Raw genomic sequence first — 588 nt, forward strand, 5'->3', positions numbered from 1 at the left:
ACGTGACCCCGACCGTAAATCGCAGGATCCGTTGCTGTGTTTGTTGGTCAGGAATCGGCTTATCGGACATAAGACAATACGCTAATCAAACGAATCCATACTTTGCCTATCGCGTTGAATACAAAGTTATCGCCGCTATAAACAATCACATCCGCTTGGCCACCCACTCGGAGCATGCCTGTCACTTCTTCATTATCAAATTCAATGGTTATGGGAAGCATCTGTGTTTGGCGCAACCAACCCGTTTGTTGGCTAGCTTGAGCAAGCTTACCTGCTTGGTCATTTTGCCCCCAATCAACACCCCAATCGATACTACTTACGCGCCCTTTTACCACTTTGCCCGGTGCGAAATCTAACGCCACTTCAACTTCATCACCGACCGTTACATTACCTAGGCTGTTCTCTCGATAATAAGCTTCAATCCAAATATCTTCGGTTGAAACAAAGGTCATGATTGCTTGCCCTGCTGATGCATAGAAACCTTCAGACAGGCTAAAGTTAGAGACACCACCTTGTGTCGGTGCAGTAATCACGGTGCGTTCTAGATTCAATTGAGCTTGTTCAAGTGCCAGCAACGCCGCTTTCACT

At 46.8% G+C, this 588-nt stretch carries 1 protein-coding gene; it reads right to left on the reverse strand.

What is annotated here, in order from left to right:
* Positions 1–59: 59 nt before the first annotated feature.
* Positions 60–588: HlyD family secretion protein (locus AB4486_RS23365; protein ID WP_372118929.1), on the reverse strand; the 529-nt coding region annotated here is incomplete at its 5' end.

This window comes from Vibrio sp. 10N.222.55.C6 (assembly GCF_041473395.1).
In the GTDB taxonomy this organism is placed as follows: Bacteria; Pseudomonadota; Gammaproteobacteria; order Enterobacterales; family Vibrionaceae; genus Vibrio; species Vibrio crassostreae_C.